The following is a 13,422-nucleotide window of genomic DNA, read 5'->3' as shown; positions in this document are numbered from 1 at the left end:
TAAATTGGCGTCAGGGAGATGGTTATATGACAACATATCACATTGGAGTTTTACATGGAGATGGAATCGGCCCGGAAATTGTGAAAGCAACAACCTTGGTATTGGAGGCTGCAGCTCAAAAAGCAGATGTGTCCTTGGATTTAATTGATTTACCAATGGGATGGGATGCAATAAAAAAATATAATGATCCGATGCCTGATTTTGTGAAAGAAGAATTAGAGAAGTGTCATGGCTGGATTTTAGGCCCGCATGATTCTGCTGCATATCCAGAGGAACACAAAGAAAAACGCAATCCGAGTGGAGAACTTCGTCACTATTTTGACCTTTATGCCAATATAAGGCCAGCAAAGACTATACCTGGAATTAAAAGCATAGCAGGAGAAGCTGATTTGGTTATTTATCGTGAAAATACTGAAGGGTTCTATGCTGACAGAAATATGTATATTGGTGTAGGGGAATGGCAAATTACTCCGGAGGTGGCTGTATCAACAGGGGTTTTTACTAAAAAAGCGATTGCACGTATCGCGCATGCAGCATTTCAAGGTGCGATGGATCGCCGTAAGAAAGTTACAATTGTCCACAAAGCGAATGTCATAAGACTTGGATCGGGTCTCTTTTTAAATACGTGCCGTGAAGTAGCAGAGCAATACCCGGAAGTTGAAGTGGATGATTATCATATTGATGCAATGACAGCGCATTTAGTTCGTCGTGCAAAAGATTTTGATGTTATCGTAACGGAAAATATGTTTGGAGACATTCTATCAGATTTAACAGGTGAATTAGTTGGCAGCTTAGGGCTTGCACCATCAATTAATTCAAACGCAAAGCAGGCAATGGCACAGGCTGCTCACGGTTCGGCACCTGATATTGCAGGGGAAAATATCGCAAACCCTATTGGAATGATGCTTTCTACCGCTATGTTGTTTAAATGGCTCAATACTCAACATCGCGATAAAAAGCTGAAAGAAGTTGCAGAATTAATGGAAGACTCTCTCTTTGGAACTGTTAAGGCTGGAATCAAAACAGGAGATCTTGGAGGTCAATCTTCAACACTAGAGTTTGCAGAATCAATTGCAGAGCGGATCAGCCTTTAAGGTGAAAAAATGAGAGTTTAGCAAGGGATTTGTAGTTACGATCAACACACCAATGATTTGAGACAAAAAGTGTTTTTTAATCATTAGGACAAACAGTTAGTACATAGCACTACCGAGTTAGAGGAGTAAAACCATGAGTTTGCTCCTCTTTTTTTAATGCTAACGATGATTCTTGTTAACCTATATGGGGAAGATTAAAGACGTAATCCGAATTTTAGAAAAATATATATTCATATATATGTTGTATCAGGTTTGAATGCTCAATAACAAATTTGAAATAATACATACGCATCAATGGACTACATTGAGGAGCAGATTTATATGGGGCACACTCATAGCCGCAATCCTACAGAATGACCACCATCATCATTAAATTTTTTATTTTGACAGTGAGAAGATCAACTAGCATTTTGCATAATGTATCTTAAAACGAGAAAAACAGGAATTTTCTTTAAAAAAGGAATTGTTACTGCAGTAACTCACATGTTTACTGCTCTATTTTATTGTGAATAAGGGTAGCGAAGTGGAGATGCGCCTTCTCTTTTATTTAAGAAGGTAGAACATAGAAAGAGAAAAAGCACTTTAAGACATACTCATATTTTTATGTTCAACAATGGTCTTAAGGAGGCTGCGCATTGAATTTGTCAGGTATGCATCTTTATGGCGTATAAAGATTGTTGAGATACAGCTGTCTTTCTCAGGTAATGGGTGACAATAAACCTTACCTTGTGCAGCAAGATGCATAACAGCAGATTCCGGTACCACTGTTATACCGAGTCCAAGTGCAACACTATTTAAGATTGTCTCCAGGATGTTAAATTCCATCATTCTGTTTGGGAGCACACCTTCATCTTTGAGCCATTGTTCAAGCCTAGACCGATACCCGCACCCCTGATTAAAAACAAGAATCGGAGTCGTTGAAAAATCCTCTATATTAAACGTTTTGTTACTGGTTACAAGAGTAAGTTTTTCAGTATAAACATCATACTGTTCCAGAATAGAATGTTTCAAAGGACCTGAAATAAAAGCTCCGTCTAATTCGTGATTCATGACCTTTTTAATAAGTTCCTCTGTTAGACCAGCCTGCAATGATAAATCCACATTAGGATACTTTTTATAATAGGAAGCTATGATGGTCGGCAGTATCCTCACTGTTTCCACTGTACCGATTTTTAATATTCCAGACGGTATATCAGTATCTAGAAAGACTTGCTCCAGTTCTTCAACATCTTTCAAAATTTTGTTAACGTATTCAATCATTTTTCGGCCCTCTGGGCTTAGTGAAACCCCTTTTTTATGGCGATTGAAAAGAGGTGTTTTGAGCTCATTCTCTAATTGCTTAATTCGCGCAGTTACATTAGATTGTACATAATTTAACTCTTTTGCAGCACCGGTAATACTCTTGTGATGGGCTACGCATTTGAAAATTTGTAAGTCTCGCAGTTCCATGAAGATCCCCCCCTTCATTAAAGTATCATTATTAATGATGTTTTTCATCACTTTTGTTCATTTTACTTGATGCTTACTTCTTTTTATAATTCTCATTGTAATTTTAAAGAAAAGGAGGGGAATTCAATGAAAAAAGGTCAATTATTCATTGGTGCCCTTACATGTTTAGTAGCAAGTATGTCTTGGGGCGCGATGTTTCCAGTTGCAGATCATGCATTAGAATTTATTGATCCGTTTTATTTTTCATTTATTCGCTACGGTGTGGTAACGATTATGTTAGTGATTTTATTATTGGTGAGAGAAGGAAAAAAATCATTTCATTTAGAGGGTAAAGCAAAATGGATCATTTTATTTGGGGTGATGGCGTTTACTGTATACAATGTTCTTATTTTTTTAGGTCAAAGGTTGATGGGGAAGTCTGGAATTATGACAGCATCCATTGCCGAGGCACTCATGCCGATGCTTTCAATTGTTATTCTATGGGGATATAAACATGTGAAACCTAAAAAATACACAATGATCAGTATATTGATTGCCTTTTTGGGGGCTTCGATGGTCATAACCAAAGGTAATATAAGTTTCTTTTTTTCATTAGGGGATCATCTATTCTCGCTACTCTTTATATTAATTGGTGTTTTAGGATGGGTTGTCTACACAATGGGGGGACAGTTATTCCAAGAGTGGTCCACACTTCGTTATTCAACATTGACATGTTTATTCGGCACAGCTATAACAGGAATCATGACAGCTATACTTACCGCGCAAGGTTACGTGTCGGTACCGAGTATTAAAGTGATTGCAGCAATTAAGTATGATTTTTTATTTATGATTACTTTACCAGGTATCATAGCCCTCCTTGGTTGGAACTATGGCATTAAAATCCTATCATCCATTAATGGGATTTTATTTATTAACTTTGTCCCCATTACTACATTGTTAATCATGGTGATCAAAGGATATAACATAACTGCATTTGATATAGTAGGAACACTGTTTGTGATTATTGGACTCATTTTAAATAACATATATCAGCGTAAGGAAGATTATAAGCAGGTATTACAAAAAGAAAAAACACATTTGACTATCACTTAGACGGTGGGGGATTTAAAATGTTTGAAGGTTTATTGTTTTTTATTTCAGCTGGAATTGTCTGTGAACTTGCTGCAATTAATAGAAATGGCCGCAAAAATATAAAGCAACAGGCGGAATTGATTCAAATTTTAAAAGAAAACCTTAATAAAGACATTAAATAAATCAAGACGGTTGGATATTATTGAAACACACCAGAAAATTCAGGTGTGTTTTTATTTTGCTTTTTATTTTAAGTCTTAAAACGTCACCAATCGCTAGTAGAATACTATGGGAACCACTCTCCATACGGAAAAGATGATTATTTACATCATTCAGAGTTGATTTTAGGTTCTTTTGAACTTATAATGTTACATATACTGTTTTTTGTTTATTCAGAAAAAACAGACGTTATAAAAATAAAGGAAAATATTTACATCGGAGGTGTACGCCTTACTAGGTAAGGCAAATCATTGACAACCATTAACCTTATCATCTTTACTCTTTTAATTGTCTTGACAGCATTTTTTGTTGCGACTGAATTTGCGATAGTAAAGATCAGGTCATCAAAAATTGACCAACTCATATTAGAGGGAAAAAAAGGTGCCGTATCAGCCAAAAAGGTCATTACTCATTTGGACGAATATTTGTCAGCTTGTCAATTAGGGATCACGGTTACAGCGTTGGGAATTGGCTGGGTTGGAGAATCGACTTTTGAAGTGATTTTGCACCCCTTATTTGTTCATTTTCATGTAAGTGAAACAGTCTCACATGTATTGATCTTAGTGATTGCTTTTGTGATGGCGACTTTTTTGCATGTTGTAGTTGGAGAACTTGCTCCTAAAACACTCGCTATCCAAAAAGCGGAAACCATCACTCTTTTGACTGCAAAGCCAATTATTTGGTTTTACCGCATCCTGTTCCCTTTTATATGGTTTTTAAATGGTTCAGCCCGGTTTATAGTAGGACTCTTCGGTTTGAAACCTGCATCAGAACATGAACTTGCTCATTCTGAAGAAGAACTGCGCATCTTACTGTCTGAAAGCTATAAGAGCGGTGAAATCAATAAAAATGAGTTGAAATATGTAAATAATATTTTTGAATTTGATGAAAGAATCGCCAAAGAAATTATGATTCCGAGAAGAGAGATCGTAGCGATTTCTAGTGAGGATTCTTATGAAACTATTGTTAAGACCATTAAGACAGAGAGCTATACAAGGTACCCCGTCCTAAATGGAGATAAAGATTCAATCATTGGTTTTATCAATGCTAAAGAGTTCTTGTCAGCTTATATTGACACAGACCAGAAGATAAAAGAGAATTTCAAGTTAGAAAATCATATCAACCCTGTTATCCATGTTATTGAATCCGTTCCAATTCATGATTTATTGGTAAAAATGCAAAAAGAGCGAACACACATCGCTATTCTTGTGGATGAATATGGCGGCACTTCAGGTTTAGTCACTGCTGAAGATATTCTTGAAGAAATTGTTGGGGAAATCAGAGATGAATTTGATGAAGATGAAGTGCCTGATATTAGAAAAGTAAATGATAATCACTATATCTTAGATTCGAAAGTGCTCATTGAGGATGTAAATGATTTATTGGGAACGACGTTAGCAAGTGACGAAGTGGATACAATAGGCGGCTGGTTTATGACTCAACAAATAGACGCTGCAGTTGGGTCCGTTATAGAAGCCGATGGGTATATTTTTAAAGTGCACAAAACAGTTGGCCGGCATATTAATTATTTAGAAATTGTCCGGAAAAAAGAATAACATCTGGATAAAACACATGAGATTTTGACTAATAAGATGCTTAAAGCCTGAGATGAAAATTTCATCCAGGCTTTTTTAAACAATGATCTTGCAGTTTAAGCAGGTAATCATTATCGAGGTTCAAACGTTTCTCAGCAAACAAGGAGGCTTGGATATCTATAGCTCTTTTACCATTACCTTCTCGCCATTAAAGTCGAGTTCACCATTAAATCGAAAACCAAACCTTTGATAAAGGCGTAGAGCATGAATATTATTTTCAAATATACTCAAATAAATTCTCTTGCATTTATATAGCTCAGCAAGGTGCTGAATGAGGGCTTTAAGCATTTTCTTCCCTAATCCTTTTCCCTGATAGCGTTCGTCAATAAAAAATCGGTCAAGCCAGATTCGTCCATTTTTATTATCTTCATCATACTCTGGAAACAATCCATACATTGCAAAACCGACTAGATCTCCTTCATAGTAAAGCCCGACAGGTTTATAATAGTGACATTCTTTTGCATCCTCTAAACATACTTTTGTAGATTCAATATATGATAATTGATTCTGGCTGACATGCAGATCAAGAATTGCAGCACGATTATCATCAGTTACTGCTTTTATGTTTATACTCATACTACCTTCTCCTTTTTTCTTAACCCGGTATCCTGATATTGCTAAAACTATATTCATGTCAAGCAACATGTAGCCTATCAAATTAAGTACCTTTTCTTATTGTGCCTAACCAGGGGCATTCCCTGCATCCAAATGACTTGACTTTATAGAAAATGAATTAATTCAAAGCTGCAGCATCATTCTTTTTTTCTTTCCAAACCATTGTAAGACCAAGGCCGACAATCATAACGAAACCTGCAAAAAGGAAAGGATAATGAATGTTAAGATCAAATAGTATACCGCCTAAAGCAGGTCCAAATATATTTCCCAGGCTGGTGTATGTGGAGTTCATGCCTGCTGCGAAACCCTGCTGGTTACCGGCCATATTGGATAAATGAGCGGTTAAGGCCGGGTGTAGCAAATCGAACGCCAGAAAAATAAAACAAGTTACAAGCAAAACAGTTAAAAATCCTGACATAACAGTAGACACGAAAGCCAAGATCGCTCCGGTTATTAAGCACAGCTGAATCATTCTTTTCTCTCCAAGTTTGTTGACCAATTTCCCGAATAGTAAAACTTGAATAACTACCGCAACAATGGAACTTATCGTAATAATGGTTGCGATATCTTTTGGTGTGAAGCCAAATTTATGATCAGAAAACAAGCTGAATACCGTTTCATAAGCTGATAAACCAAAAGCCATTACAAAGACGATAATAAATGCAATGAAATAGACAGGATGAATGGATCTCTTCAAGTCTTTAATGAAATTTGATTCCTTTGTATGAGATGAGAGTTGATGGCGTTCTTCTATCGACAATGACTCTTTTAGTATAAAAACGGAAGTGACAGCTGCTATTAACGCGATGGCGGAGGCGAAGAAAAACGGCATGCGGATACCAAAGCCGGCAATAAATCCTCCCGCACCAGGCCCAATAATAAAGCCTGTGCTAATTGCAGCAGAAACATACCCCATAGCCTTTGACCTTTCCTTTAGGGTTGTAATATCAGCTACATATGCTGTTACCGCGGGCATGATAAAAGCCGCACTTATACCACCCAATATCCTCGAGAAATAAAATATTGAAACATGGGTCCCTAATCCGAAAATCAACTCAGATAAACTGAATATAAGCAACCCGAGAATAATCATTTTTTTTCTGCCGAATCGGTCAACCCACCTACCTGCAAAAGGTGACGCAATTAACTGAGAAATGGAAAAAGCTGCAACAAGATAACCCATTGTGCTGCCGGATAAATGCATGATTTTCATAAAAGAAGGCATAACTGGAATGATTAAACCGATACCAAGAAATACTACGAAGATGTTGCTTAATAGTATAATGAATATCGTTTTTTGCTCATTTATTGATTTTTTCATCTGAATTCCCCTTTAACTCAATTGAACCCTTTTTACCTATCCTTTTCGCTTGAAGCTTTTTTCAAGTACAATCAAATCATAAGGTATATGGTTACCGTATAGTCAAGGAGGTTTTTATGAGCGAAGATGTTAAGAAGTATTTCACAACAGGGGAGTTTTCGAAGCTCTGCCGTGTAAAAAAACAAACCCTATTTCATTATGATGAGATTGGTCTTTTCTCGCCGGAAATAAAAAAAGAAAATGGGTATAGATATTATTCCTATCATCAATTTGAGATTTTTCAAGTCATCAGTCTATTTAAAGAGCTTGGAGTTCCATTAAAAGAAATAAAGTGTCTAATAAAAGGAAAAACACCAGACAAGATCCTGCATGTTCTAAAAGAAAAGTCTATTGAGATTGATAAAAAAATAAATGAGCTTAAGCAGTTGCAAACGATCTTACATACAAAAGTGGCGCTTACTGAACAAGCACTTGAGACTGATTTTTCCTCAATTTCATTTGAGTATTTACATGAAGAAAAATTTATGTTAAGCCGAAAAACATTAAACTTACCGGAACGAAAATATGTGGCTGCCATTTCAGAACTCATTCATGAAGTTCAGCAATATGAATTAGATGAAGGATATCCGATAGGCGGAATCTTTGCACGGGAACAAATCTTAGAAAAAGACTTCTACAATTACAGTTACTTTTATATAAAAGTAAAAGATGGGGTAGAGAACATAAATTATCATGTACGACCAAAGGGCCTGTATGCAGTTGGATATGAAATAGGCGGAAATACTGAAGAGGCATACCGGAGAATCATTGAGTTCATTGAAAAGAATGGAATGCAAATAGGGCAAAATGCATATGAGGAATATATGCTGGATGAGATGGTAGTTGACGGGTATGAAAATACATATGCCAAAATCCTCCTTCAAGTTAAGGAGGTGTAAGATTACGAGATTTTCATATGGAAAAATTGCTTCTATTGTGTGCCCAAAAAGAATATAAACTGGTTTAATAAGCAGCCCACAAGCGAACTTCAAAACTGCACCATTGAGTAAAAAGCAATGTCAATCTTTATTCGCTGGTGTAATTATTACTAGTGAAAAGGGCAAGGAGAATAAAATGGACTTCAAAGGGGCTTAATCATGAAAATGAATTATAAAATGAAAGAAGTTCAAAGAAAATACCAAAATGGATTGTGAAACGCGGGGCTTGCTTGTTGGTGGGGGTTAAATAACAAGTTGGTAAAAGGTTAATGATGGTGCCAATTTTATTCATCTGTTATGTTTTATTTTTAAATCCTGAAATTATACTTGAAGAGCAATGTCCTATTAAGCCTTACAGCCAAAGGGGAGGACATTTTATTTATTTTTAAAGAGTGCATTAATTACTGAATTTAAAGACATAAGGAAAATAAAATAGTAATCTAGTATGAAAATTCAGTTATCTTCTAAAAAAGATATTGATATTTATTCCAACTCTGTGGTATTTAATTGTTGTCAATATTCTTAAAAGGAGTTGGAATAATGAACAAATTTTTCTTGGCTCTCTTTTTATTTGTAATCACTTCTGTTAGCACGGTTTCAACAGCAAATGCAGCTGTAATCGATCATGATAAAGTTGTGGGTTTTAGAGAGGTGGTGCCTACCACTGTTACTCAAAAAGCGGCGAAACGTTTTCAACCATATCTAAAGGTTTATAGCGGCTGTGTGCCTTTTCCTGCAGTAGATGCGCAAGGTAATACAAGTGGCGGTTTAGAGCCGACTGGAGCGCCTGAAGGACATTGCAGCAAAAATACTGGACAAGTATATTCACGTTCTGCATGGTACAATGGGGTTTGGGCAATCATGTATTCTTGGTATTTTCCTAAAGATGAAGCCTCTCCAAGCTTAGGTCACAGACATGACTGGGAAGGAATCGTTGTATGGATTGATAATCCAGCGAATCAAAATCCAAAGGTTTTATCAATTGCATATTCCGGACATGGAAAATTCACAAATGTAGCACCAAGCGGAACCAACATGAAAGATGGCACTCATCCTTTGATTGCCTATGACAGCACGTGGCCACTTAACCACGAATTGATGATGAGCGATCGTGTTGTAGGTGGAACTCAACCGTTGATCGGTTGGGATGATTTAACTCCTGCCGCAAGGAATGCATTAAATACAGCAGATTTCGGTAAAGCAAACGTTCCTTTTAATGATAGTAATTTCACCAACAATTTAAAGAAAGCTTGGTTTAAATAAAAATTCATAATTCTAAATTGAGAAGAGTCCTTACTAAAAGAAGGGCTCTTTTTTCTCCTTACTTCAAGACGACATTTATGGACCGAAAACAAAAGCAAAACTTAAATCCCTAATAAAAGAGAAGCCCTTCTTGTTATGAGAAGGACTTTCCACATATATAATATGATTTCTTAAATTTTGCTTTCTGCAAATTCTGCCTTAGTTTTTTGTTATTTACTTAAAATCAGCTAGAGACAAAGTTCATTCTATTCAAGTTTGTTCATTAACTCTGTGAATGAATCACAAACATAGCTAATGGAACTTTCCTTATCTTCATAAGCGATGTCATGATCCCAAAATACAATAGAAGGACTATTGAGTCCTTTTCTAAAATCGAAGCAGATTTCATTGCCAAACACATCATCGGCAATCGGTTTTACTTTATCTGGCATTCTGCCGTCTCGATAACGATTAGAAACGTTAACTATATATGACTCACTTTCTTTATGGAAGCTATGTAAGTATCCAAATGCAATTCCTTCCCTATCTTCAAGATCAAAAGTTTCAGGAGAGGGGGTAGCACCAGAATAGATTTTGACATATTCTAAATAATCTTTTGGGAACTTTACTTGTAACAGGTTTTCTACTTCAATAATTTCCTTGTTACTAACAGGATGCTCTCCGAAATCCCATTCAACCATATGAATCACCGCCTTGATCTGTAACATCCTTCTTTATGTAACAAGAGGGTGTTGATTTTTCTAATCTTTAAATATATCTGGAATTTTTTCTCACCATATTAATAGCAATTCTCTAAATTGATTAGTCTCAATTGAGTTTTCATAGGGTTCTTCTTCCTAAAAGAGGTTTCAACAATTGCCACATCTTTTTTGATTAGAACACTTGTAGCATTTAACTCAATCTCAAAATCTTCATATATCCCTTCTGAAACCTTCTCAATGTAATCTATATACTCGTTGGCTTGTTCTTCTGTAGTGATGTTTTCAATAAAGTCAGAGAAAATACTGATTTCTTCTGGCAATACTATTCCTAAATCACCAAATGGATCTTCTTCAAATTTATATGAATACTTCATATGTTATTTCACCTTAAATATTATTATTTATATAACGGATAAGCAGTTGCTATTGCTCCTTATTTAAATACATTTCTATTTTAATACCCGACCAAGAGATGCCCCTGAATTTAGTTGGCCGATTTGCTTTTTAATTTGGTAAGCTTCATCAATAGCTTTTAATACATCTGTACGGTTCCACTCTCTAGGGAAGAAACTAGAATCAGCTATTTTTATCAACCTCAACCTTTGCCATATAAACTCCGTTTTTATCAGTTTTTTTTTCCGTACCCTGAATAATTTTTCCGCCCGGCGCTTTGTAAAGCTTTTCTCAAGTTGACCATTTGCGTCTTTAGTTCTTTATATTCTTTGACGCGGTCTGTAGCTTCAGATATAAGTGTTTTAGCTTCAAAGACTTTCATCATCATACCCTCTCATTTAATCTAAATATTACCATGGAAGAATGATGAAAACTAACTGTGATGTGGATCAAATGGTGGGAATGAATCATTCGATCTGTGTCATTTTACCTATTTGCTAATGTTTCAATGAAAGGGGACTTTCCAATTGTAACATCGCCATCATGGAATAAATTCAATAACGTAGCCAGATTCAGTAAACATAGAAGTATCTGAACCAACGGCAGTTACATCATCAATTACGTTTAATGCATGCTCAAGACTGGTTTTTAATGCTGGCTGTTCTCCGTAACCCCAAAGAATGATAATGTTTCTATCTTTAAAATGGTGTAACCGCCTTTCTCGGAGAGCTTATCAGCGATGATAAAAAAACATTTTCCTTTCATATACTCTTTCTTAATTTCTTTAAAAGAAACTTTAGTAAAATAGAGAAAAGCCGGAATGTCTGATCCGGCTTCTTCTGCATTATTTCCCCTTCGCCTTCTTCCGCTTCTCTTTCTCCGCTCGATAAAACTCATGAAACATCTTCATCAGCGCCCGCTTTTCAATCCGCGATACATAGCTGCGTGAGATACCAAGTTCTTTGGCAATCTCTCGCTGCGTTTTCCTTCTTCAAATCAAGTCCAAACCGCCCGACAATCACTTCCTTCTCACGGTCATCTAAAATGTCAATGTATTGTTTCACTTTTTCAAGCTCCATATTGAGCTGGATTGTATCTATCACGTCTTCGTTTTCTGATTTCAAAACGTCAATCAGGCTTATTTTATTCCCTTCCTTATCCTGCACCGATCGGATCGTGAAGGGAGACGTCTTTTTTTGTTTTTTTCAATGCGCGCAAATGCACGAGGATTTCATTATTCATTACAAAAGGGGGGGCACAGATTTCCCGTAACTGTTTGATTAAATAAATGTTGAGTCAGTGTCCTGTAATAAATGCTCAAACGTTTCTTAGCGAATGAAGGGGATACCTTAAATAACCAAGCTACATTTTCAATTGCATATGATTGTATGTACGAAAGATTAATATTACGCAACATGAAAGTTGGAATGCAAAAGTGATATGTAAAATAATTGGACTGCCACTCTAAATAATCAGTCCAAGTTGCAGGCATTGTTTTTTTATCGCCTTCATGTCTCTATATATGGCAAAATTCATGAGCAAAATCATACCATTGTTCAATTCGGCTTTTTCGGCTGTCCAAGCGTATATTATAAATGCCGCTGGGCTTAAGTGCGAAGCTTGTAACAGGTTTAAACGAAAGCCTGATATCTAATGACTCAGCAATCCGTTCAAAATTAATTTGTTCAGGTTCTGTAATATCAATCTTTCTGTATAAGTTTTCAATCCAATCCTCTAAATGACTGTTTGTATACCTCAAGATAAAAAACCTCCTTAAAGACGACAATCTAAAAATTGGATTCGTTTAAATATTATAGGGAAATCAAGACTTTTTTTATAGGAAAAAGCGTCTAAGGAGATGGAATATGAATCCGTTTGATAATGGCTGTTTTCGTAAGTATGATGATTTTAACACGCATCTGGATTTCTCTAGAAAAGTAAAGGTCTTTAGGGATTTATGTCAAAATAATAGTAAGTACCTTATGCGACAAACAGGGAGTTTGGTTGCTTAATAAGGAGGGGGAAGTATGAAAAAAAATATTCACATATTGGGAGCCTCTGGTGCCGGAACGTCAACATTGGGTGCTGCATTATCAAAACGTTTGCCTCATACGCATCTTGATACTGATAATTACTATTGGTTAGATAAATTCACTAAAAAAAGAGAAATTCCTGAAAGAAGAAAGTTGCTTGAAAAAGACTTAACAATAAATGAGAAATGGATTCTTTCTGGTGCAGTGTGTGGCTGGGGCGATAATCTAAAAAGTTATTTTGACCTTGTCGTCTTCTTATGGATTCCACAAGAAATACGGCTTGAGAGATTAAGGCATAGGGAATTTCAGCGTTATGGAAATGAAGTGTTAGCCGGTGGCAGTAAATATGAACAATCAAAAGCATTTTTAGAGTGGGCTTCTTTATATGACACTGCTGGAATGGAAGTTAGAAGTAAAGCATTACACGAACATTGGATGGCAGATTTATCTTGTCCAGTGTTAAAAATTGAAGGCGATTGCTCAGTCAGCGAAAGAGTTCACCGCGTCTTGGATTATTTGAATTCTAATTAAACTAACGGCTAGTGATTGAAAAAGAAGAACACGCAGCTGATTCACTTGCTCTTGTTGGGGGCAAGTGTTGACAACCCTATTACTGGTTTAATTAAAGAAGGAGTATAAAACCTGTATCAAAGATGTTACTAGATATCTACGACACAGGTTTTATATTTAG

11 protein-coding genes and 4 pseudogenes are annotated in these 13,422 nt (G+C 36.1%); 7 read left to right on the top strand and 8 right to left on the bottom strand.

Annotation, left to right across the window (positions count from 1 at the left end; all coding sequences use genetic code 11):
• Window positions 1-26: 26 nt before the first annotated feature.
• Window positions 27-1,094: an isocitrate/isopropylmalate dehydrogenase family protein gene (locus tag MHH79_RS13475; protein WP_100506535.1), complete on the top strand. Its 1,068-nt coding sequence runs from the start codon at window positions 27-29 to the stop codon at window positions 1,092-1,094.
• 582 nt (window positions 1,095-1,676) lie between these two features.
• On the opposite strand, the gene czcR is transcribed toward MHH79_RS13475, so the two are convergent.
• Complete coding sequence (czcR, locus tag MHH79_RS13470; protein WP_015384170.1) at window positions 1,677-2,543, bottom strand: LysR family transcriptional regulator CzcR; 867 nt, start codon at window positions 2,541-2,543, stop codon at window positions 1,677-1,679.
• Window positions 2,544-2,669: 126 nt separating this feature from the next.
• Between czcR and MHH79_RS13465 the strand changes: the two genes are divergently transcribed.
• The 3 genes from MHH79_RS13465 (at window position 2,670) to MHH79_RS13455 (ending at window position 5,389) form a co-directional block, all read left to right on the top strand.
• Complete coding sequence (locus tag MHH79_RS13465; protein ID WP_063335473.1) at window positions 2,670-3,635, top strand: DMT family transporter; 966 nt, start codon at window positions 2,670-2,672, stop codon at window positions 3,633-3,635.
• Window positions 3,636-3,652: 17 nt separating this feature from the next.
• Window positions 3,653-3,796 (top strand): YrzO family protein, encoded by a 144-nt coding sequence (locus MHH79_RS13460; RefSeq protein WP_014477437.1) that lies wholly within the window; start codon window positions 3,653-3,655, stop codon window positions 3,794-3,796.
• 288 nt (window positions 3,797-4,084) lie between these two features.
• Window positions 4,085-5,389, top strand: a complete 1,305-nt coding sequence (locus tag MHH79_RS13455) for a hemolysin family protein (protein WP_046340255.1) — start codon at window positions 4,085-4,087, stop codon at window positions 5,387-5,389.
• Window positions 5,390-5,545: 156 nt separating this feature from the next.
• Here MHH79_RS13455 and bltD read toward each other — a convergent pair whose 3' ends face one another.
• Together bltD and blt are read right to left on the bottom strand one after the other, a co-directional pair.
• Window positions 5,546-6,004 (bottom strand): spermine/spermidine acetyltransferase, encoded by a 459-nt coding sequence (gene bltD / locus MHH79_RS13450; protein WP_015384167.1) that lies wholly within the window; start codon window positions 6,002-6,004, stop codon window positions 5,546-5,548.
• A 157-nt stretch (window positions 6,005-6,161) separates the two neighbouring features.
• Window positions 6,162-7,364 carry a multidrug efflux MFS transporter Blt gene (blt, locus tag MHH79_RS13445; protein WP_340034645.1) on the bottom strand — a complete coding sequence of 401 codons (1,203 nt, stop codon included), beginning with the start codon at window positions 7,362-7,364 and terminating at the stop codon, window positions 6,162-6,164.
• Window positions 7,365-7,480: 116 nt separating this feature from the next.
• Here blt and bltR point away from each other — a divergent pair, with 116 nt between their 5' ends.
• Window positions 7,481-8,302, top strand: coding sequence for a multidrug efflux transcriptional regulator BltR (gene bltR, locus MHH79_RS13440; protein WP_063335472.1), 822 nt, complete (start codon window positions 7,481-7,483; stop codon window positions 8,300-8,302).
• A gap of 579 nt (window positions 8,303-8,881) precedes the next feature.
• The gene (locus MHH79_RS13435; protein WP_015384163.1) at window positions 8,882-9,604 is read left to right on the top strand and encodes an NPP1 family protein; all 723 of its coding nucleotides are present in this window, start codon (window positions 8,882-8,884) and stop codon (window positions 9,602-9,604) included.
• Window positions 9,605-9,849: 245 nt separating this feature from the next.
• Here the strand turns inward: MHH79_RS13435 and MHH79_RS13430 are convergent, their stop codons facing one another.
• The 5 genes and pseudogenes from MHH79_RS13430 to MHH79_RS13410 form a co-directional block, all read right to left on the bottom strand.
• A complete protein-coding gene (locus tag MHH79_RS13430; protein WP_047182918.1) occupies window positions 9,850-10,284 on the bottom strand; it encodes an SMI1/KNR4 family protein in 435 nt (144 codons plus the stop codon).
• A 90-nt stretch (window positions 10,285-10,374) separates the two neighbouring features.
• Window positions 10,375-10,679 (bottom strand): annotated as a pseudogene (locus MHH79_RS13425) (tRNA-Val4).
• A gap of 505 nt (window positions 10,680-11,184) precedes the next feature.
• Window positions 11,185-11,407: pseudogene (locus MHH79_RS13420) on the bottom strand (hypothetical protein); the annotation flags it as partial.
• A gap of 135 nt (window positions 11,408-11,542) precedes the next feature.
• Window positions 11,543-11,934, bottom strand: a pseudogene (locus MHH79_RS13415) (sigma-70 family RNA polymerase sigma factor); the annotation flags it as partial.
• Window positions 11,933-12,457: pseudogene (locus MHH79_RS13410) on the bottom strand (ImmA/IrrE family metallo-endopeptidase). The pseudogenes MHH79_RS13415 and MHH79_RS13410, both read right to left, overlap by 2 nt.
• A gap of 268 nt (window positions 12,458-12,725) precedes the next feature.
• On the opposite strand from MHH79_RS13410, the gene MHH79_RS13405 reads away from it, so the two are divergent.
• Window positions 12,726-13,262 (top strand): AAA family ATPase, encoded by a 537-nt coding sequence (locus tag MHH79_RS13405; protein WP_251247789.1) that lies wholly within the window; start codon window positions 12,726-12,728, stop codon window positions 13,260-13,262.
• Window positions 13,263-13,422: the final 160 nt, after the last annotated feature.

Source organism: Bacillus sp. FSL K6-0993 (assembly GCF_037977205.1).
Classification (GTDB): Bacteria; Bacillota; Bacilli; order Bacillales; family Bacillaceae; genus Bacillus; species Bacillus subtilis.
Note: the sequence above shows the minus strand (reverse complement) of the source record. Positions and strands in the feature narration are given on the sequence as shown.

Coding starts and splice junctions, on each gene's coding strand:
- MHH79_RS13435 (WP_015384163.1), top strand. CDS start 8,882: ATGAACAAATTTTTCTTGGCTCTCTTTTTATTTGTAATCACTTCTGTT.
- bltR (WP_063335472.1), top strand. CDS start 7,481: ATGAGCGAAGATGTTAAGAAGTATTTCACAACAGGGGAGTTTTCGAAG.
- bltD (WP_015384167.1), bottom strand. CDS start 6,004: ATGAGTATAAACATAAAAGCAGTAACTGATGATAATCGTGCTGCAATT.
- MHH79_RS13465 (WP_063335473.1), top strand. CDS start 2,670: ATGAAAAAAGGTCAATTATTCATTGGTGCCCTTACATGTTTAGTAGCA.
- MHH79_RS13430 (WP_047182918.1), bottom strand. CDS start 10,284: ATGGTTGAATGGGATTTCGGAGAGCATCCTGTTAGTAACAAGGAAATT.
- blt (WP_340034645.1), bottom strand. CDS start 7,364: ATGAAAAAATCAATAAATGAGCAAAAAACGATATTCATTATACTATTA.
- MHH79_RS13475 (WP_100506535.1), top strand. CDS start 27: ATGACAACATATCACATTGGAGTTTTACATGGAGATGGAATCGGCCCG.
- MHH79_RS13405 (WP_251247789.1), top strand. CDS start 12,726: ATGAAAAAAAATATTCACATATTGGGAGCCTCTGGTGCCGGAACGTCA.
- czcR (WP_015384170.1), bottom strand. CDS start 2,543: ATGGAACTGCGAGACTTACAAATTTTCAAATGCGTAGCCCATCACAAG.
- MHH79_RS13460 (WP_014477437.1), top strand. CDS start 3,653: ATGTTTGAAGGTTTATTGTTTTTTATTTCAGCTGGAATTGTCTGTGAA.